The sequence below is a fragment of the Pigmentiphaga aceris genome (assembly GCF_008119665.1).
GTDB lineage: Bacteria > Pseudomonadota > Gammaproteobacteria > Burkholderiales > Burkholderiaceae_B > Pigmentiphaga > Pigmentiphaga aceris.
The window spans coordinates 61,605-81,415 of sequence record NZ_CP043046.1 but is presented as its reverse complement, the minus strand read 5'-3'; the positions used below and the strand labels follow the sequence as shown (position 1 = coordinate 81,415).

General features: G+C 58.1%; 9 protein-coding genes, 2 tRNA genes and 3 rRNA genes. 1 reads left to right on the top strand and 13 read right to left on the bottom strand.

Features of this window, described 5'->3' with window-relative positions; genetic code table 11:
* Nucleotides 1-46: 46 nt before the first annotated feature.
* From FXN63_RS00365 to FXN63_RS00335, 7 genes are all read right to left on the bottom strand, one after another.
* On the bottom strand, nucleotides 47-931 hold the full coding sequence (locus FXN63_RS00365; protein WP_148811770.1) for an ABC transporter permease: 885 nt from the start codon (nucleotides 929-931) through the stop codon (nucleotides 47-49).
* Nucleotides 932-955: 24 nt separating this feature from the next.
* Nucleotides 956-1,897 (bottom strand): ABC transporter permease, encoded by a 942-nt coding sequence (locus FXN63_RS00360; RefSeq protein ID WP_148811768.1) that lies wholly within the window; start codon nucleotides 1,895-1,897, stop codon nucleotides 956-958.
* Nucleotides 1,898-2,115: 218 nt separating this feature from the next.
* On the bottom strand, nucleotides 2,116-3,690 hold the full coding sequence (locus FXN63_RS00355) for an ABC transporter substrate-binding protein (RefSeq protein ID WP_425468712.1): 1,575 nt from the start codon (nucleotides 3,688-3,690) through the stop codon (nucleotides 2,116-2,118).
* A 540-nt stretch (nucleotides 3,691-4,230) separates the two neighbouring features.
* Nucleotides 4,231-5,586 carry an aspartate aminotransferase family protein gene (locus FXN63_RS00350; protein WP_148811763.1) on the bottom strand — a complete coding sequence of 452 codons (1,356 nt, stop codon included), beginning with the start codon at nucleotides 5,584-5,586 and terminating at the stop codon, nucleotides 4,231-4,233.
* Nucleotides 5,587-5,719: 133 nt separating this feature from the next.
* On the bottom strand, nucleotides 5,720-6,838 hold the full coding sequence (locus tag FXN63_RS00345; protein ID WP_222863978.1) for a phosphotransferase: 1,119 nt from the start codon (nucleotides 6,836-6,838) through the stop codon (nucleotides 5,720-5,722).
* Between the two features lie 255 nt (nucleotides 6,839-7,093).
* Complete coding sequence (locus tag FXN63_RS00340) at nucleotides 7,094-8,545, bottom strand: aldehyde dehydrogenase family protein (RefSeq protein ID WP_148811762.1); 1,452 nt, start codon at nucleotides 8,543-8,545, stop codon at nucleotides 7,094-7,096.
* 219 nt (nucleotides 8,546-8,764) lie between these two features.
* Nucleotides 8,765-9,871 carry a tartrate dehydrogenase gene (locus tag FXN63_RS00335; protein ID WP_148811760.1) on the bottom strand — a complete coding sequence of 369 codons (1,107 nt, stop codon included), beginning with the start codon at nucleotides 9,869-9,871 and terminating at the stop codon, nucleotides 8,765-8,767.
* A gap of 181 nt (nucleotides 9,872-10,052) precedes the next feature.
* Between FXN63_RS00335 and FXN63_RS00330 the strand changes: the two genes are divergently transcribed.
* Nucleotides 10,053-10,958: a LysR substrate-binding domain-containing protein gene (locus tag FXN63_RS00330; protein ID WP_148811758.1), complete on the top strand. Its 906-nt coding sequence runs from the start codon at nucleotides 10,053-10,055 to the stop codon at nucleotides 10,956-10,958.
* 275 nt (nucleotides 10,959-11,233) lie between these two features.
* On the opposite strand, the gene FXN63_RS00325 is transcribed toward FXN63_RS00330, so the two are convergent.
* The 6 genes from FXN63_RS00325 to FXN63_RS00300 form a co-directional block, all read right to left on the bottom strand.
* Nucleotides 11,234-12,874, bottom strand: a complete 1,641-nt coding sequence (locus FXN63_RS00325) for a methyl-accepting chemotaxis protein (protein WP_148811757.1) — start codon at nucleotides 12,872-12,874, stop codon at nucleotides 11,234-11,236.
* A 582-nt stretch (nucleotides 12,875-13,456) separates the two neighbouring features.
* Nucleotides 13,457-13,569: ribosomal RNA gene (rrf, locus tag FXN63_RS00320) — 5S ribosomal RNA — on the bottom strand.
* Between the two features lie 196 nt (nucleotides 13,570-13,765).
* Nucleotides 13,766-16,649 (bottom strand): 23S ribosomal RNA (locus FXN63_RS00315).
* Nucleotides 16,650-17,040: 391 nt separating this feature from the next.
* A tRNA-Ala gene (locus FXN63_RS00310) sits at nucleotides 17,041-17,116 on the bottom strand.
* A gap of 54 nt (nucleotides 17,117-17,170) precedes the next feature.
* A tRNA-Ile gene (locus FXN63_RS00305) sits at nucleotides 17,171-17,247 on the bottom strand.
* Nucleotides 17,248-17,317: 70 nt separating this feature from the next.
* Nucleotides 17,318-18,848, bottom strand: a 16S ribosomal RNA gene (locus FXN63_RS00300).
* Together the 16S, 23S and 5S rRNA genes with 2 tRNA genes alongside form the textbook arrangement of a ribosomal RNA operon.
* Between the last annotated feature and the right edge of the window lie 963 nt (nucleotides 18,849-19,811).

Below are 19,811 nucleotides of genomic sequence, written 5' to 3'. Positions count from 1 at the left end.
GGCCACGCACGGCCAGCCATATCAAGAATCATGAAAACGTCCATGTTCATACCCGCTTTGCCATGCGCGGATCGAGCGCATCACGCAGCGCATCGCCCAGCACATTCACACTCAGCACCGTCAGCGACACCAGCACACCCGGGTACAGCACCAGCCCCGGCAGCAGCATGAAGTACACACGCCCTTCTGCCATGGCATTACCCCAGGACGGCGTCTCGGGCGGAATGCCTGCGCCCAGGAAACTAAGAATGGCCTCGGTCAGAATCGCCGACGCAAAGATGTAGGTGCCCTGCACGATCAGCGGAGCCAAGGTGGACGGCATCATGTGCCGCCACATCACCAGCGGCACACGCGTGCCCAGAATGGTGGCCGCTTCCACGAAGGATTCCGTGCGCACGCTCAGCATCACGCTTCGCACCATGCGCACCACACGGGGAATCTCCGGAATTGAAATGGCTACCAGCACCGTCATCAAACTGGCCCCGGACAAGGACACCAGCGCAATCGCCAGCAAGATGCCCGGGATTGCCATCAGTCCATCCATCACCCGCATGATGATCGCGTCGGCCCAGCGGAAATATCCCGCCACCACGCCAATCACCAGGCCCAGCGACAAGGCAATGGCCACCGTACCCAGGCCCACCACCAGCGAGATCCGGGCACCGTACAGCACGCGCGAATACACATCACGGCCGAAGGCATCGGTGCCCAACCAATGCGCGGCCGATATGGGCTTCAGGCGCTGCGACGCATCAATCAAAGCCGGGTCGGACGTGCCCAACAAGGGCGCAAAAATGGCCATCAACACCAGCACCACAATCATGGTGATGGCGGCAATCACCGGCCACCCGCGCAAGGTCTGTTTAAGCTGCGCCAGCAGGGGCGAAGCAGGCGCGACCGGCGCAGTGGCAACAGCAGGAGAAGAAGACATAGGGATTCTCTTGTCTGGTCGCAGTTAATAGCGGATACGGGGATCGAGCACCGAATACAGCATGTCGATGACCAGATTGATCAGCACGTAGATCAGCGAAAACAGCAGAATCAGCGCCTGGATGATCGGGTAGTCACGCGCCAGCACGGCTTCCAGCACCAGTCGGCCCAGACCGGGAATGTTGAAGACAGATTCGGTCACCACCACCCCGCCGATCAGCATCGCAATGCTCACGCCGATGATGGTCACGATCGGCACGGCCGCATTACCCAGCGCATGCCGGATCAGCACGGCGGTTTCACCCATGCCTTTCGCGCGTGCGGTGCGGATGAAGTCTTCGCCCATCACCTCGATCACGCTGGTGCGCACGATGCGCGCAATCAATGCGATGTAGGCCGTGCTGAGCGCCATCGTGGGCAGGATCAAGCGCTGCGCGAATTCCCAGAAGCCGGAAGCCAGCGGTTGATAGCCCTGCACCGGCAACCAGCCCAGCCAACGCGCGAACACCAGAATCAGCACGTAGCCGATGATGAATACCGGCACGGAAAAGCCGACGACAGATACCGCCATCACCATGCGATCGAGCGGCTTGCCTTGTTGCCATGCAGCCAAAATGCCAAGCGGCACTGCCACCAGCACCGCCAGCACAATGGTGCTGATGCTCAGCGCAAGCGACGGCCCGAAGCGGTCGGCAATCAGGTTCGATACCGGCAGGCCCGAGATCAGGGACGTGCCCACGTCACCGTGCAACAAGCGCCAGGACCAGCTGAAGAATTGCTCGACGATGGGCTTGTCCAGGCCCATGGCGCGACGCACGTTGTCGAGTTGTTCGGGGGTAGCACCATCGCCGGCGAGAATCATCGCGGGGTCGCCCGCAGACAGTCGCAGCAAAGAGAAAACGATCACCGCCACCATCACCAGCACGGGAATGGCGGCCAGCAATCGACGCAAGAGAAAACCAGGCATGGCGTCGGGTACCTATGAAAAGCGTGCCACCCGGAACAGGGCTGGTTTGATGACCCACACACTGCCCCAGGAGGTTTCGGGAACGACCGGTGGAACCGCAAAGGCTGCCGTTCCACCATGACGCATGAAGCTAAGCGTGGTGAGACAAGGCCAGCTGAGCCGCTTGGCCGATTTTCTGGCCAGCGTCTCGAACCCGTCTGTCGACCTGCTTGCTTCGCTTACTTCCCAGCCTTCGTCATATTCCAGAACACCGGCACCGAGGCCACCACTTGGTTGTCGGTTCCCTTGCGCTTGGCCGTCACCACCGAGCGCTCGCCCAGCGGCACGATCAGCACTTCATCCAGCACCAGCTTCTGAAGCTCGATGGCCAGCTTCTTCTGCTCGGCCAGGTCGGCCGTACGCGCCATCTTCGCGCGCACTGCCTCGATGGCCGGCACGTCATACCAGCCGAACCACCCCGCCGCCCCGTTGGCCGCAACCGTGATCGACCCCAGCGGGTTGGCCACATCGACCAGCGTGTTGTAGGTGCTGAAGATGCCCCAGCCACCACTGCTTGCCGGCTCCTTGGATGCACGGCGCACCGTCACGGTGGCCCAGTCCATGGCCTGCATCTGCACCGTGAAACCAGCCTGACGCAAGGCCTGTGCATACACCGGCGGCATGGCCGCCAGCGCCGCCACATCGGTCGGATGCAGGATCACCACTGGCGTGCCGTCGTACTTGGCTTCCTTCAGCAATTCCTTGGCTTTTGCGATGTTGCCGGGGGCAGCCTTGTCGCCATCGACATCAGACGACAGCGCCGTGCCGCAACCCAACACCGCCCCGCAGACCTGGAAGTATTTCGGGTTGCCGACCTGCGCCTGCAACACGTTCTTCTGACTCATGGCGGTGAGTGCAGCCTGTCGCACCAGCTTGTTGTTGAAGGGCGACTGCGAGGCATTCAGGCGCGCAATGTTCTGCATCCCCTGCTGCTTGTATTCGGTCAGCACGATGTCCTTGCTGCCTTCCAACATGGGCATCAGGTCCATGGGCACGTCTTCGATGAAATCGACTTCGCCGCCCATCAGCGCGTTCACGGATGTCATCGCATCCGGCATCGCGATCCACTTCACGCGATCGACCTTCACCACCTTGCCACCGGCCAGGCCGCTGGCCAGCTCCTTGCGCGGCACGTAGCCCTTGAACTTCTCGAACACCGCCTGCACACCCGGCTTGTATTCCGAGGCCACGAACGCAAACGGCCCGGACCCCATCGCTTCCTTGATCGGCTCGCCAGGGGGCGTGTCGGCCAGCCGCTTGGGCATCATGAAGGGAGCCACGCCACTGGGTTTGGACAAGGCCTGCAAGGCGATTGCGGTCGGTTCCTTGAAGCTCAGCGTGAAGGTCTTGGCGTCGACCACGGTCATCTGATCGAGCATGGTGTTCATCATCTGCCCGAGCTTGTCCTGACCGGACCAGCGCTTCAGAGACGCCACGCAATCTTCTGCCGTCACCGGCGTGTTGTCGTGCCACAGCAGGCCGTCACGCAGCTTGAAGGTGTAGGCCTTGCCATCGGGCGACACCGTCCAGCTGTCGACCATCTGCGGCTGCACCTTGTTGTCGGCGTCGAGCGCCAGCAAGGTGTCATAGACCATGTACGCGTAGTTGCGCACGATATAGGCAGTGGTGATGTTCGGGTCGAGTGCACGCAGGCTGGCGTGCATCACGGCATTGACGGTCTGTGCCTGTGCGGCACCGCCCGCCATGCCCAAGCCCGTGACCAATCCCATTGCCAACGCAACGGCAGCGGCCATACGCCCGGGCTTGAAGTTCAAATGAAGCATGTATGTCTCCCCACTTTGTGGTGTTGTCTGCGCGCATGAAGGCCGCGGCACAACGCCCCGAGGTGCATGGTCGAACGCTTGCAGGTGCACCTCACGGATTGCGCCCAGCTTTGAATCGACTTCAGGATTGCGACTTCAACTTCAACTTCAGGGCCTCGACCTCAGCGCGTCTGTCTGAAGATTCCACGCCTGGGTCGGATGCATGATCGATCTGCGTCGATCTGTTTTTCATCGAACGCCCAACCGCTTTCTAACGCGATTGGAGGTTGTCGACAATCGATAATTTCCATGCAAGGCGCATGCCATGATGCGATGCCGCATGGGTGCGGCCAGATCACGTTTTTACGTGTGCGATGTGCGCACAATCAGTGCATCGAGCGATGCACTGCGTGCACGGTGAGGGTGCCTGGGACAGACACGCGGCAATGCGCACATGCAAGATGGATGGATGCGGTCAGGAGAAACACCAGGGGCAGGCCCATCACTGAAATGGCCCGCCCTGCCCCGCAGTTACAGCGTCTTGAAGACCGCCTCGATCTCGGTCAGGAACCGATCCACATTGGCCGCCGAGAACACCAGCGGCGGACGGATCTTCAAGGTATTGGCATGGAAACCGGTGGCCGAGATCAGCACGCGACGCTCGCGCAATCCATTGACGACCGCAGCGGCTGCCGCTGCATCGGGCGTCTTCGCAGCACGGTCGCTGACCAGCTCCACACCCACATACAGCCCGGAGCCACGCACGTCACCGATCTGATTGAACTTGCTTGCGAGACCCTGCAAGCCATCACGCAACAGCTTGCCCACCTTCTGCGAGTTTTCCACCAGACCTTCATCACGAATGATGTTCAACACTGCTTGCGCCGCCGCAATCGCTACGGTGTTGCCGCCGAAGGTGTTGAAGTAACGCATGTCGCGGCCGAAGCTCTCGACCACCTCCGGTGCGACCGCCACCGCAGCCACCGGGAAGCCATTGCCCATCGGCTTGCCCATGGTGACGATGTCAGGATCGATGCCATGACGCTGGTAGCCCCACAGCTTGTCGCCCGTGCGACCGAAGCCGGATTGCACTTCGTCGGCAATGAACACACCACCGGCCTTGCGCACGACTTCTGCCACCGGTTTCAGCAAGTCCACGGGGTGTGCGTAGACACCATCCGACGAGAACATCGAATCGACGATGAAGGCCGCCAGGCCATTGCCGTGGCGCTCCAGATCATGGATTTGCGCGGCCACCTGATCGGCGAACCAGCGGCCCAGATTCTCTTTCGGGATGCGATAGGAATCCGGCGCCCCCACGCGACGCACCCAGGTTCCCAACGGCGACGAATCGCCAAGCGACGGCGAGAAACCTGCCGTCAGTTCCGAGTTGCCGTGATACGCCTCCGAGGTAACGATGATCCCCTGCTTGCCGGTGTAATGCTTGGCAATACGCAAGGCCAGATCATTGGCCTCCGAGCCGGTGCAGGTGAACATGGTGTGGCCGGCCGCACCTACCCGGCCACCGAAGGTCCCCAGCAGGTCTTCGGAGTATTTCAGGATGCCTTCCTGCAGATACCGCGTGTGGGTGCACAGCGTGGACATCTGCTCGGTGACCGCTTCCACCACCCGCGGATGCGCATGCCCCACAGACACGACGTTGTTGTATGCGTCCAGATACTCGTTGCCATGCTTGTCGTACAGCAGCACGCCCTTGCCCCGGCTGACCTCCACCGGGTTCTTGTAGAACAGCCGATACGCCGGCCCCAGCAGACGCGCGCGCTTCGAGATCAGCGCACGGCTTTCCTCGCTCAGCTGCGACAGGCTGTCGGGGTTGAAGGCGTTGACCATCTTGCCGCGCGTCGCGGGATTGCCGGAGTTGCTCATTGTCGAATTCCTGAAACGATGAGGCTGCGCGCAAACCGCGCACGGCCTGGGGATTGCGGATGAATCAAAGGCGGATCAAGAGTAGTGCCAGTGTGCAAGCCGTGCCTGCGGATGCTTTGGCAAGGCACATCACCTAAGCAGCCGTGTTCAGCAAGGTGCCCGATACCTCGTCCATCGAGCGTGCCAGAAACCAGTCCAGCTGCGCCCACCCTGGCTCGGTATTGCGCAGGATATACGTTGCGTTCTGCGGGAACAGCCGCGCCCGCCACAGCGTGATCAGCGCACGGGCCACCGCGCGCCCCATGACCAGATGCGGCACCAGCGCCAGCTCCTCATCGGACAGACTCGCCTGCCGCAGATAACCACGCAGCAGGTCTTTGCCATCGGCAAACAAGTCGTTCACCGGATGCTCGGCCGCATCGCGCGGCAACTGATTCAACAGTGCAGTAGATACATCAATGGCCACCGCCGTGCGCACCGCGTCACCAAAGTCGATGATGCCGGTGACAAACGCGGGCAACGCGTGATCGACCACGATGTTCGAGCGGCTGAAGTCGTTGTGCAGCACCTGCATCGGCAAGGCCGCCAAGCGGGATTCGATGCTGGCAAAGCGCGCCATGCCTGCGGTCAGCACTGCGCGTTGATGCGGGTCGGACACGTCATCAAGCAAGGGCCGCAGGCTTTGCAGATGCTTGACGTCCCAGGCCAGCACCCGTGTGTCGGCAGCATGCGAAAAACCGGCCGTGGCATGCCGCAATCGGCCCAGCACCTCGCCCACCTGTTCGCGCTCGGCGGGCGATGAGGCGGTGCTGTCCAGGGGTGTGCCATCCAGGTAGGACATCAGCCGAACCTGCCGCGCCTGACCAGCGCGGTCCGTTATCTGGGCGTACGCCCGGCCCGCATCGTCGGGCAATATCCTTGGCACCGGCAGGTCTGGGTCGACTTGGGCAATGTGTTGCAGCAGCTCTGCCTGAAGCGAAATCTCGGACACGTCTTCCGATGGATTGGCGACTTTCAGGATGAAACGCCTGCCGTCGGCGGCTTCCACCCGGAACGTGTCGTCCTTCTCGGTCGCAAAGCGCGTGACCTTGCCCTGAATACCGTAGCGGCTGCGGGCAAGCGCAATCGCCTCGTCCTCGTCCATGCTGACATAGGGTGCGGCCAGGCCGCCTTCACCGGCCGTGTCCTTGGCGGAGCTGGGCTGTGCTTGTGCAAGCGGTGGTGCCGCGTGCTGCGGATCGAGATGTGCCACGTGGCCTCTGCGGTGCATAGGCACCGTCAGCAAAGCGCTGCCGGCTGCCCTTGATCGACGAAATAATCGCAGCACAATGGACGATTGTCGACAATTATTTGCATCAAACAAAAAGGCTTCGCCGGACACCAGGGAAGCCTTTTCGATCTGCGCGCTCTGCTACGCCACCCGCCAAGTCACTGTCTGTACATGACATCGGAGATCTGGGTCGTCCCACCTCGTGACACTACCCAGGGGCTATTTTGGCTATCCAGCTCAGCCGTGCTTGAGCGCAATCGTCTTCAGTGAAGTAAAGCCCAGCAGCGCTTCGAAGCCCTTCTCACGGCCGTAACCGCTGGACTTCACACCACCGAAGGGCAGCTCCACCCCACCGCCTGCGCCATAGTTGTTCACGAACACCTGGCCGCAACGCAGCTTGCGCGCAAGGCGCATCTGGCGCGCACCGTCATTGGTCCAGACGCCTGCCACCAGACCGAAGTCCGTCCCGTTGGCCAGGCGAAGCGCTTCTGCTTCGTCCTCGAAAGGCATCGCCACCAGCACCGGACCAAAGACTTCCTCACGCGCCAGACGGTGCGTCGGGGCCACGTCGCGGAACAGAATCGGGGCCTGGTAATAACCGTCAGCCACGGCATCCGGGTGCGTCGCCCCTTGTGCAGCGATCGTCACGCCCTCTTCGCGCGCCTGATCAAGAATCACCCGCACACGATCCTGCTGTGCCTTGTTCACCAGCGGGCCAAGTTGCGAATCGCTCGCCGGCGGGCCCACTTGCAGCGCGTTGAACGCCGTTACCAAGCGCGCCAGCAAGGGTTCATAGACGCTGCGCTCGACCAGCAGGCGGCTGCCTGCCGAGCAGGTCTGCCCGCTGTTCTGGATGATCGCGTTGACCACCACCGGCACGACGGCGTCCAGGTCGGCATCGGCAAACACGATCTGCGGCGACTTGCCGCCCAGCTCCAGCGTCACCGGGCAATGGCGACGTGCGGCGGCCTCGGCCACGCGGCTGCCGGTCACGGGTGAACCCGTGAACGAAATGTGATCGATGCCTGGGTGTGCCGACAAGGCCGAACCCGCTTCATGGCCCAGCCCCGTCACGATATTGATCGCGCCCGCCGGGAAGCCGACTTCGGCGGCCAGTTCGGCCACGCGCAGCAAGGACAGGCAAGCATCCTCGGCCGGCTTGACCACGCATGCATTGCCCGCTGCCAGTGCCGCCCCCACGCTGCGCCCGAAGATCTGCATCGGGTAGTTCCAGGGAATGATGTGGCCCGTGACGCCATGCGGCTCGCGCACGGTCAGCACGGTGTAGCCAGCCTGGTAGGGCAATGTCTCGCCGTGCAGCTTGTCGCAGGCACCGGCGTAGTACTCGAAATAGCGCGCCAGCGCAGTCGTATCGGCGCGGGCAGTGCTCATCACCTTGCCGGTATCGCGCGACTCCAGTTGCGCCAGTTCCTCGTGGTTGGCCAGCACCGCATCGGACAGCTTGGTCAGCAGGCGACCACGCTCCATCGCAGACAAACCGCCCCACGGGCCGTCGAAGTAATCACCCAGGGCCGCGCGCGCAGCCTGTACCGCGCGATCGATGTCTTCTGCCGTCCCACGTGCCAAGTGGGTATACACCGCGCCATTGGCCGGTTCGTAGACAGGAATGGTGCCGCCCTGCGCGGGTTCAACCCAGGCATTGGCGATGTAGTGCTTGGCAGTATTCACGAGCGCCTCGTTGTGATGTGTGATGCACAGATCGCCCGATCAGCGCCTTCCTGGCGCTTGGTCGACCTGCTTGTAGTGTGTGCCGATATCTTGCGTCGGGCAGCGCAGCGGAGGACGTGCCGCAATATGGCACTTTCTGAGTTTCCACACCGCTGCCCGCGTCCTGAACAGCCGTCGTGGGTGCTCAGGCCGAATGGGGAAAACGGAGGAAGCAGGAAATCAGGCCGCTGCGCGCACGGTGCGGGTGGCGATGCATTCCGCGATCGCCTTGCCCACATCCACGGTACGCGCAGTGCCGCCCATGTCGGGGGTGCGCGGGCCGTGCTCCAACACGGTTTCAATTGCTTCCATGATAGCGCCGGCTGCTTCCAGATAAACCGGATCGTCCTTGCCCAGATGCTCCAGCATCAGCTTGGCCGACCAGATCTGGCCGATCGGATTGGCAATGCCCTTGCCTGCGATGTCCGGGGCAGAACCGTGCACCGGTTCGAACAAAGACGGGAAACGGCCTTCCGGGTTCAGGTTTGCCGAGGGCGCAATGCCGATGGTGCCCGTGCATGCCGGGCCCAGGTCAGACAAGATGTCACCAAACAGATTGGACGCCACCACCACATCGAACCAGTCCGGATGCTGCACGAAGTGCGCGCACAGAATGTCGATGTGGTACTTGCGGGTGGCCACGTCCGGATACCGCGCGGCGGCTTCCTGCAGGCGCTCATCCCAGTACGGCATGGTGATCGAGATGCCGTTGGACTTGGTGGCGGCCACCAGATTCTTGCGCGGCCGGCGCTGGGCCAGCTGATACGAGAATTCCAGAATGCGGTCCACGCCCGTGCGCGTGAAAACCGATTCCTGTACCGCGAATTCACGGTCGGTGCCTTCGAACATGCGGCCACCCAGCGAGGAATATTCCCCCTCGGTATTCTCGCGCACCACTAGGAAATCGATCTCGCCCGGCGCACGATTGGCCAAGGGGCTGGGTACGCCCGGCATCAGGCGAACCGGACGCAGGTTCACGTACTGATCGAAGTCGCGACGAATCTTGATGACCGAGCCCCACACTGCGGTGTGATCCGGCACCACGTCCGGCGCGCCGACGGCACCAAAGAAGATCGCCTCGTGGCGACCAAGCTGGTCTGCCCAGTCGTCGGGCATCATGGTGCCGTGCTTCACGTAGTAGTCCGTGCACCAGTCGTTGAAGTGCTGGTAGTCGAATGCAATGCCAAAACGGCGACCCACTTCGTCCAGCACACGGATGCCTTCCGGCATCACTTCCTTGCCGATGCCGTCGCCGGGAATGACTGCGATGCTGTGTTTACGGGTCATGAACGTTTCACCATTGGAGTCGATGTTGGCGTTTACTGTAGGCAAGGGGTAGGCCCCCGACAATTACCGCTTTTTGAAGTAACCCTTCCAATTTCGATAAGGATGGTTTTCCCGTAGGGGGATAATTCAGCATGACCAATCCCTGCGGCCTTGCGCCGCTGACATCCGGGGCCTCGCCTGCATGCTGCCCAATCTGAACTCGCTGCTGCTGTTTCAGCGCGCGGTGGAAAGCGGCAGTCTGTCCAAAGCCGCCGAGCAGACCCACATTGCGCTGTCGGCCGCCAGTCGGCGCATTGCCTTGCTGGAAGACATGTACGGCGTATCGCTGCTGGTTCGCACCTCCAGCGGCGTGGAACCTACCGCAGCCGGTGCGACCCTGCTGGCCCATGTGCGCAAGCTGCTGGCCGATGTCGATGCGATGAACACCGACATGAGCACCTACGTCGATGGCGTGAGTGCCCAGGTGAAGTGCTTTGCCAACAGCTCTGCGCTGGGCCGGGGCCTGCCCGATGCCCTGGCGACATTCACCAGCACCTTCCCCGACATCCGTCTGGAGGTCCGCGAATGGCGCAGCCGAAAAATCGTGCAAGCCGTGCGCAGCGGCATTGCCGATGTGGGCGTCATCATGGCCGGCGTCCCGACAGACGGCGTCACGCTTTATCCATATCACGGTGATCGCTTGATCGTCGTCGTCCCGCCCGACCATCCGCTGCGCGGAGACCGCGTTCGATTCAGTCAGGTTCTGGCCCACGACCTGGTCAGCCTGGACAAAGGCACAGCCGTCTCGCGCGCCATCGAAGAGGCCGCAGCCGAAGCCGGCCGCCCCTTGCGATCGCGTATGCAGGCCCAGAGCTTTCATGCCGTCTGCCGCATGGTGGCAGCAGGACTGGGCGTGGGTATCTTGCCCGAGCTGTCGGGCGTGACTTACCAGCAGGGGCTGGGACTGCGAACCTTGATCCTGGACGAACCCTGGGCACAACGAGACATGTTCGTGTGCACCCGCAAGGAACCCCTGTCGCTACCGATCCGCCGCTTGGTGGAGCACCTGGTGGGGCACAGCATTGCGCTGACTGCTGCGACGGAATGAGTGTTGCCTTGCCTCAGTGAAGCGGGGGCATCACATTGGTGTTGATTGTGGGTGTGGCACGGCCCTGATAGAGCGTAGGCGGGGCAGTGCGCAGCAGGGCTCGGACAAGTCAGTTAGAGACAAGTCGGTAGGCACAAGTCCTTTAGGGACAAGCAGGAAAGATCGACAAGCCAGGCTGAAGAGGATCAATCTCAAGCCTGGACTCGTCGTCTTTGGCCTGAGATCGATTTTTCCTCAATCGCGTCAGCAGCGATCACTACCCGTCACCGCTCGGGTTACAGCTTGAACTTGCCCACCAGGTCATTGAACGAAATCGCCAGCAGCGACAGTTCCTGGCTGGACGCGCTGGTCTGGCTCGAACCCGCTGCCGTCTGCGTCGACAGATCCTGGATATTCGTCAGATTGCGATCCACTTCCCGAGCAACATTGGCCTGCTCTTCAGACGCCGTCGCCACCACCATATTGCGATCATTGATCTGCGAAATGCCTTCAGCAATGCGGTCCAGCGCCTGGCCCGCAGCCTGCGCCAAAGACTGCGTATTGGCGGCCAGATCACGGCTCGTGCCCATCGCCAGCACGGCCTGGTCAGCACTGCGTTGCACCGTGCCGATCATGCCTTCGATCTCGCCCGTCGAGGTTTGCGTGCGAGCAGCCAACGCCCGCACTTCGTCCGCCACCACAGCAAATCCACGCCCTTGCTCACCGGCACGTGCGGCTTCGATGGCGGCATTCAACGCCAGCAGATTGGTCTGGTCAGCGATACCGCGAATGACATCAAGCACTTTGCCGATATCTCGAACCTGCGACGCCAACTCTTCCACCTGCAAGGTCGATGAAGAAATACCAGCGCTTACGTTGTTGATTGCCACCGCGGCCTCGCGTGTCTGATCCCGTCCACGCTGCGCCTCGGTGCTGGCCAGACTCGATGCTTCAGAGGTCGAGGCCGCATTGCGTGCAACCTCTTCGACTGCCGCCGTCATCTGCGTCACGGCGGTCGCCGCCTGCTGAATCTCGGCATTTTGTCTTGCCAGACCACGACCACTTTCCTCGGTAACCGCATTCAGTTCTTCCGCAGCAGAGGCCAACTGATCGGCCGCACTGGCTATCTGCTGAATGGTTGCCTTCAAACCATTTTGCATATCAGACAGCGCCGTCAACAGCTGACCTGTTTCATCCCGGCTATGGCTGACAATCTGCTGAGTCAGGTCACCCGCAGCCACGCGTTTCGCGCTGGCCACTGCAGTGGCGATCGGACGGCTGATCATCCGGCTGATGATCAAGCCCAACACAATCGCGGCAATGAAAGCCAACAGCACGCCCACATACAGATAGATCTTGGCGACACGCTCCTGTTGTTCGGCGTCTTCTGCACCTTCACCGATCTGACGATTGTTCGACTCGACCATCAAAGTAAGCTCGTCGATAATCGTCTTGTACGCCGCCTGCACCTCACCATTCAGCAAGGTGCGCGTCGTATCGACATCACCCGAGGCCAAGGTCGCAAGCATGCGGTCGACCAGCGCCTGATAGGCGGGCCAGTCTTTCTCCATCTTGTCGCCCGCAGCGCGTTCATCATCAGCCAGCGGGGTAGCGCGATAGATAGCGAACGCCTTTTCGCTATCCGCACGATTCGTCTTGATGGACTTCAAGATCTCATCACGCACCGCCTGGGGTGCGTTCGCCATCGTCGAGCCCACCAGGCGGTAAAGATCGCGATTTTGTTCAACCGCCTTGTTCTTGGCTTCTGCTGTCTTGGCGACAGAAACAAGGTTGTTCGAAAAGACCAACTTCAGACTGGAGGACAAATCGGCAATGCCGCGGCTCCCCAGCAATCCGACGCCCAGCGTAATCAATGCGCATAACGCGAATGACGCGATGAGCTTGGTTGATAGCCCGGCGTCACGAATGAATGTCATGCTGAATCCTAATGCTCAAAAAAGACTGACAGCACACACGAGGATCGAGCCGGTGCTCGATGTGTTGCTTCAGACCTTATGCATAACGGCTGTTCCAGGACGAACTGAATACGAAGCCTGGCACTTTGCTCTTTTGAGACTGGGTTCAGGACCACCTGCTGGTTTTTTGAGGGGTGTGACGCGTGTAGGCCCTCTATCCACGAGACCTCACAAGAGCTTTCAGCGCAGCGGCCTAGAACAACTCATAGCGTGTTTTAACCAGCTCCGACGCCAACTTTTCTGTCGCAGCCGTTGAGATGCCAATCTCACACCCCCCTGTTTTTGAGTATTCAGGGTGGTTTCATCCCGCTCAGACGCAACAAAGCCCCTCCGATGAGGGGCTTGATGCATGAGACGTTCAACGGACATTCAATGCGACGGGGTATGTCAGCCTATTTTCGGGCTCGGCGCGGTCGTGATTTGCAGAGGATGGAGGATGAGACGCGGTTTTCTGTACCGCGTTGCTCTGCATGTAATCTGTTTTCCCGTCGCCCAATGACAAAACCCCACCTGTTTTCACAGATGGGGTTTTGCGTATAACTAGCCTGACAATGACCTACTTTCACAGACGTCCGTCCACTATCATCGGCGCAAAGGCGTTTCACTGTCCTGTTCGGGATGGGAAGGAGTGGTTCCACCTTGCTATGGTCGTCAGGCATAACTGGTTGGCGGGTTGTTCGTGTCGGCTTGATCTTTCGATTAGCCGACAACTATGAGCAACCTGCCCAATTTGGAGAGAAGCATAATTATACGTGTGTTTCGAGGCTGTGTATATCGTTATATACAGAGCGTCTTGCAGGTGTTCGGGTTGTGACCATATAAAGACACGAACGCTACAACCGCCAGGGTTATAGGATCAAGCCTCACGGGCAATTAGTACTGGTTAGCTTAACGCATTACTGCGCTTCCACACCCAGCCTATCAACGTCCTGGTCTCGAACGACCCTTCAGAGAGATCAAGTCTCTGGGAAATCTTATCTTCAGACGAGTTTCCCGCTTAGATGCCTTCAGCGGTTATCTCTTCCGTACATAGCTACCCGGCAATGCCATTGGCATGACAACCGGTACACCAGAGGTACGTCCATTCCGGTCCTCTCGTACTAGGAACAGGCTCCGTCAAATTTCCAGCGCCCACGGCAGATAGGGACCAAACTGTCTCACGACGTTTTAAACCCAGCTCACGTACCTCTTTAAATGGCGAACAGCCATACCCTTGGGACCGGCTACAGCCCCAGGATGAGATGAGCCGACATCGAGGTGCCAAACACCGCCGTCGATATGAACTCTTGGGCGGTATCAGCCTGTTATCCCCAGAGTACCTTTTATCCGTTGAGCGATGGCCCTTCCATTCAGAACCACCGGATCACTATGTCCTGCTTTCGCACCTGTTCGACTTGTCAGTCTCACAGTTAAGCACGCTTATGCCATTGCACTATCAGCACGATTTCCGACCGTACCTAGCGTACCTTCGAACTCCTCCGTTACCCTTTAGGAGGAGACCGCCCCAGTCAAACTGCCCACCATGCACTGTCCCCGATCCGGATAACGGACCAAGGTTAGAACCGCAAATAAATCAGGGTGGTATTTCAAGGTTGGCTCCACGACATCTAGCGACATCGCTTCAGCGCCTCCCACCTATCCTACACAGACCGATTCACAGTCCAATGCAAAGCTACAGTAAAGGTTCATGGGGTCTTTCCGTCTAGCCGCGGGTAGATTGCATCATCACAAACACTTCAACTTCGCTGAGTCTCGGGATGAGACAGTGTGGCCATCGTTACGCCATTCGTGCAGGTCGGAACTTACCCGACAAGGAATTTCGCTACCTTAGGACCGTTATAGTTACGGCCGCCGTTTACCGGGGCTTCGATCAAGAGCTTGCACCCCATCACTTAACCTTCCGGCACCGGGCAGGCGTCACACCCTATACGTCCACTTTCGTGTTTGCAGAGTGCTGTGTTTTTATTAAACAGTCGCAGCCACCGATTCTCTGCGACCCTTTCACGCTAGGCACGCAAGTGCTTCACGCTACCAGGGCATACCTTCTCCCGAAGTTACGGTATCAATTTGCCGAGTTCCTTATCCCGAGTTCTCTCAAGCGCCTTAGAATATTCATCCCGTCCACCTGTGTCGGATTGCGGTACGGTCTTGTTTAACTGAAGCTTAGAGGCTTTTCTTGGAACCACTTCCGATCACTTCGCTGCTTAAAAGCTGCTCGTGCCACACCCTTGATTTACGTACCCGGATTTGCCTAAGTACCATCTTCGATGCAGCAACGGGGACTTCCAACACCCCGATGACGTTCCGCGATCCGTCCCCCCATCGCATTAAACAATGGTGCAGGAATATTAACCTGCTTCCCATCAGCTACGCATCTCTGCCTCGCCTTAGGGGCCGACTCACCCTACGCCGATGAACGTTGCGTAGGAAACCTTGGACTTACGGCGAGAGGGCTTTTCACCCTCTTTATCGCTACTCATGTCAGCATTCGCACTTCTGATACCTCCAGCAACCTTTACAAGTCACCTTCGCAGGCTTACAGAACGCTCCCCTACCACGCATGGATATGATCCACGCATCCGCAGCTTCGGTATATAGCTTAGCCCCGTTACATCTTCCGCGCAGGACGACTCGATCAGTGAGCTATTACGCTTTCTTTAAAGGATGGCTGCTTCTAAGCCAACTTCCTGACTGTCTATGCCTTCCCACTTCGTTTCCCACTTAGCTATATTTGGGGACCTTAGCTGGCGGTCTGGGTTGTTTCCCTCTTGAGTCCGGACGTTAGCACCCGGTGCTCTGTCTCCCAAGCTGTACTTCCAGGTATTCGGAGTTTGCAATGGTTTGGTAAGTCGCCATGACCCCCTAGCCATAACAGTGCTCTACCCCCTGGAGTAATACTTGAGGCACTACCTAAATAGTTTTCGGGGAGAACCAGCTATTTCCAGATTTGTTTAGCCTTTCACCCCTATCCACAGCTCATCCCCTAATTTTTCAACATTAGTGGGTTCGGTCCTCCAGCACGTGTTACCGTGCCTTCAACCTGGCCATGGATAGATCATCTGGTTTCGGGTCTACACCCAGCGACTGGACGCCCTATTCGGACTCGCTTTCGCTACGCCTTCCCTAATCGGTTAAGCTTGCCACTGAATGTAAGTCGCTGACCCATTATACAAAAGGTACGCAGTCACCCCACAAGGAGGCTCCTACTGTTTGTATGCACGCGGTTTCAGGATCTATTTCACTCCCCTTCCGGGGTTCTTTTCGCCTTTCCCTCACGGTACTGGTTCACTATCGGTCGATTACGAGTATTTAGCCTTGGAGGATGGTCCCCCCATATTCAGACAGGATTTCACGTGTCCCGCCCTACTTGTCGTACGCTTAGTTCCACGAAAGACATTTCGTCTACAGGGCTATCACCTGCTATGGCCAGACTTTCCAGACTGTTCGACTATGACTAACGCTAAAACGTACAGGCTCATCCGATTTCGCTCGCCACTACTTTCGGAATCTCGGTTGATTTCTTTTCCTCGAGCTACTGAGATGTTTCAGTTCACCCGGTTCGCTTCAATAGCCTATGTATTCAGCTAGAGATACTCCTTGCGGAGTGGGTTTCCCCATTCGGAAATCTGCGGATCAAAGCTTGTTTGCCAGCTCCCCGCAGCTTATCGCAGGCTACAACGTCCTTCATCGCCTGTAATCGCCAAGGCATCCACCACGTGCACTTAGTCGCTTGATCCTATAACCGTAGCGGCTGGCTGACTTCCAGCGCCAGGGGTTATAGAACCTTGGTCTTACAGCGTTTGTGCTCCGGCCGCTTGCGTGATCACGATGTAGGTTAGACATCGCGACCGCGGCCGGATTTATATATGCAATCACAACCCGTTATGTTCGCAAGATCTGTCACACTCAAGGAGTTAACCTAGAGGGTCGAGATTCACGAAACACACTTTATTGTTGTGCTTCTTCCAAATTGTTAAAGAACATAACAGCCGCTGAACAAAATTCAGCCTTCAACGTAGTCAGCAAATAATTTGCCGTCATCGTTCAAGCCTGAACTCTATGCAGATAAGTACACAAGACTTCGATCACACATCCGATGATGCTGCGATCGTGAAGATCAGTAAGACTGGTGGAGGTTGACGGGATCGAACCGACGACCCCCTGCTTGCAAAGCAGGTGCTCTCCCAGCTGAGCTAAACCCCCCAGGGTCTTGCGTAATTGCCGCGCAGTATTTCAATCAAATTTCGTCTAAAGAACTGGTGGGTCTGGTTGGATTCGAACCAACGACCCCCGCCTTATCAAGACGGTGCTCTAACCAACTGAGCTACAGACCCTCAGACTTCAACTTGATTTACTGCAACAGCCGATAAGCGTGGACGCTTGCTTCAGGCGCATTTCGCTCTGAAAGGAGGTGATCCAGCCGCACCTTCCGATACGGCTACCTTGTTACGACTTCACCCCAGTCATGAATCCTACCGTGGTAAGCGCCCTCCTTACGGTTAGGCTACCTACTTCTGGTAGAACCCACTCCCATGGTGTGACGGGCGGTGTGTACAAGACCCGGGAACGTATTCACCGCGACATGCTGATCCGCGATTACTAGCGATTCCGACTTCATGCAGTCGAGTTGCAGACTACAATCCGGACTACGATCGGGTTTCTGGGATTGGCTCCCCCTCGCGGGTTGGCAGCCCTCTGTCCCGACCATTGTATGACGTGTGAAGCCCTACGCATAAGGGCCATGAGGACCTGACGTCATCCCCACCTTCCTCCGGTTTGTCACCGGCAGTCTCATTAGAGTGCCCTTTCGTAGCAACTAATGACAAGGGTTGCGCTCGTTGCGGGACTTAACCCAACATCTCACGACACGAGCTGACGACGGCCATGCAGCACCTGTGTTCCAGTTCTCTTTCGAGCACTCCCAAATCTCTTCGGGATTCTAGACATGTCAAGCGTAGGTAAGGTTTTTCGCGTTGCATCGAATTAATCCACATCATCCACCGCTTGTGCGGGTCCCCGTCAATTCCTTTGAGTTTTAATCTTGCGACCGTACTCCCCAGGCGGTCAACTTCACGCGTTAGCTGCGCTACCAAAACCCGAAGGTCCCGACAGCTAGTTGACATCGTTTAGGGCGTGGACTACCAGGGTATCTAATCCTGTTTGCTCCCCACGCTTTCGTGCATGAGCGTCAGTATTATCCCAGGGGGTTGCCTTCGCCATCGGTGTTCCTCCACATATCTACGCATTTCACTGCTACACGTGGAATTCCACCCCCCTCTGACATACTCTAGTCCGGTAGTTAAAAATGCAGTTCCAAGGTTGAGCCCTGGGATTTCACATCTTTCTTTCCGAACCGCCTGCGCACGCTTTACGCCCAGTAATTCCGATTAACGCTTGCACCCTACGTATTACCGCGGCTGCTGGCACGTAGTTAGCCGGTGCTTATTCTGCGGGTACCGTCAGTTACGCCGAGTATTAATCGACGCCGTTTCTTTCCCGCCAAAAGTGCTTTACAACCCGAAGGCCTTCTTCACACACGCGGAATGGCTGGATCAGGGTTTCCCCCATTGTCCAAAATTCCCCACTGCTGCCTCCCGTAGGAGTCTGGACCGTGTCTCAGTTCCAGTGTGGCTGGTCGTCCTCTCAAACCAGCTACGGATCGTCGCCTTGGTGAGCCTTTACCTCACCAACTAGCTAATCCGATATCAGCCGCTCCAATAGTGCGAGGTCCGAAGATCCCCCGCTTTCCCCCTCAGGGCGTATGCGGTATTAGCTACTCTTTCGAGTAGTTATCCCCCGCTACTGGGTACGTTCCGATACATTACTCACCCGTTCGCCACTCGCCACCAGACCGAAGTCCGTGCTGCCGTTCGACTTGCATGTGTAAGGCATTCCGCTAGCGTTCAATCTGAGCCAGGATCAAACTCTTCAGTTTAATCTCTAGTTTTTTTCCTACTTAAGGGGACTGCAGCAATCCGAAGATTACGACAGCTTCCCAGTAGGTCGCTTGCTCAAAGGAAATGAAGATTGGGATCGAGACTTGCGTCTCTGGTCTTACTCTTTATTTCTCAAGTGAGCACTTAATTTCTGTTCGCTAGCCAGCAAACCAATCCGAAGATCGATCTGCCGGCAGCGCCATCATTCAAGCGCCCACACTTATCGGCTGTTTAGTTGTTAAAGAGCGTTCGGCCAATCAAGCCATCGACTCGATCGCACCCGGCATCGCTGCCGTTTCTTGCTAATTCTTACTTACTTGCTAACCGCTTCGCTATTTACTGCGTCGCGATCAGCGAGTCGTGCATTCTACACTGTTTTCGTTACCGCTTTCAACTCGTCGTTGCAAAGTTTCTAACTCATCAACTTGTTTCGCCAACTAGATCAACTTTCGCCAACCTTGCTCGCTAACCGCCGACTTGTTTTTGCACCGCCAAGCCCAAAACTATAACACGAAAACTTCACACCGCAAGCTGAAATGTCTTTTCAGCTGATCCACTGAACTTCCAGCAGATCGGGTGTCGCTCGGCAGATCAGAACTTTCGTTCCTAACCGCTTCGCTGTTTGCTCACCGCTGTTTTTGCAGCGCCAAGCCAGAAACTATAGCACGATAAATCCAGGCTTGTTTCGCCTACGTGAAATTTTCTTTGCTCAAACTTTCGAACTAAAAAAACTTCACGCTGCTTGCTCATCAGAACTGCGGCTTTCGCCTCATCCCAACTCGCTGTTTCTGCCTTGCTGACCCCGCCGCTTGCGCGTCGTGTTCAACAGGGAGGCGAATTATGCACACGTATTTCGGATGTGTCAAACGCATGACCGGAAAATACGTCTTTTGCGACTGATCGGGCCTTTGTTCGGTCGCGCCCTCTATATATAGAGTCGATCTACCAGCACCAGCATCTCT

What these genes read in the sequence shown, in the direction of transcription:
- FXN63_RS00335 (WP_148811760.1), bottom strand. Translation starts at nt 9,871, where the DNA reads ATGACCCGTAAACACAGCATCGCAGTCATTCCCGGCGACGGCATCGGC.
- FXN63_RS00360 (WP_148811768.1), bottom strand. Translation starts at nt 1,897, where the DNA reads ATGCCTGGTTTTCTCTTGCGTCGATTGCTGGCCGCCATTCCCGTGCTG.
- FXN63_RS00355 (WP_425468712.1), bottom strand. Translation starts at nt 3,690, where the DNA reads ATGGCCGCTGCCGTTGCGTTGGCAATGGGATTGGTCACGGGCTTGGGC.
- FXN63_RS00325 (WP_148811757.1), bottom strand. Translation starts at nt 12,874, where the DNA reads ATGACATTCATTCGTGACGCCGGGCTATCAACCAAGCTCATCGCGTCA.
- FXN63_RS00350 (WP_148811763.1), bottom strand. Translation starts at nt 5,586, where the DNA reads ATGAGCAACTCCGGCAATCCCGCGACGCGCGGCAAGATGGTCAACGCC.
- FXN63_RS00330 (WP_148811758.1), top strand. Translation starts at nt 10,053, where the DNA reads ATGCTGCCCAATCTGAACTCGCTGCTGCTGTTTCAGCGCGCGGTGGAA.
- FXN63_RS00365 (WP_148811770.1), bottom strand. Translation starts at nt 931, where the DNA reads ATGTCTTCTTCTCCTGCTGTTGCCACTGCGCCGGTCGCGCCTGCTTCG.